Origin of the sequence: Mesorhizobium sp. M7A.F.Ca.ET.027.02.1.1, from assembly GCF_004022985.1 — a bacterium.
Classification (GTDB): Bacteria; Pseudomonadota; Alphaproteobacteria; order Rhizobiales; family Rhizobiaceae; genus Mesorhizobium.
In genome coordinates this window covers 1-443 of record NZ_RZOL01000949.1, presented here as the reverse complement: position 1 = coordinate 443, position 443 = coordinate 1, and the positions used below count along the sequence as shown (strand labels likewise).

Sequence of the window (443 nt, the reverse complement as noted above, 5' to 3'; positions counted from 1 at the left end):
CCATGGAAGCGGTGGACCGCGCGAACGGCCAGGTCTTTGCCCAGACCGTCGCGGCAGATGGCTCCCCGGGCTACTGGAGCGTGCTGATCGTGAACAAAGACAGCCCGATCAACAACCTCAACGACATGCTCGCCAAACGCAAAGAGCTAACCTTCGGCAACGGCGACCCGAACTCCACCTCCGGTTACCTTGTCCCCGGCTACTACGTCTTCGCCAAAAACAACGCCTCCGCCAGCGACTTCAAACGCGCGGTGAACGCCAGCCACGAAACCAACGCCCTGGCCGTGGCCAACAAGCAGGTGGACGTTGCCACCAATAACACCGAGAACCTCGACAAGCTGAAAACCTCAGCGCCGGACAAGCTGAAAGAGATCAAGGTTATCTGGAAATCGCCGCTGATCCCGGGCGACCCGATCGTGTGGCGTAAAAACCTGTCTGAAAGC

1 protein-coding gene is annotated in these 443 nt (G+C 59.4%); it reads left to right on the top strand.

Annotation, left to right across the window (positions count from 1 at the left end; all coding sequences use genetic code 11):
- The coding region (gene phnD, locus EN749_RS37160; RefSeq protein WP_128365157.1) for a phosphate/phosphite/phosphonate ABC transporter substrate-binding protein at positions 1–443 on the top strand (443 nt) is incomplete at both ends.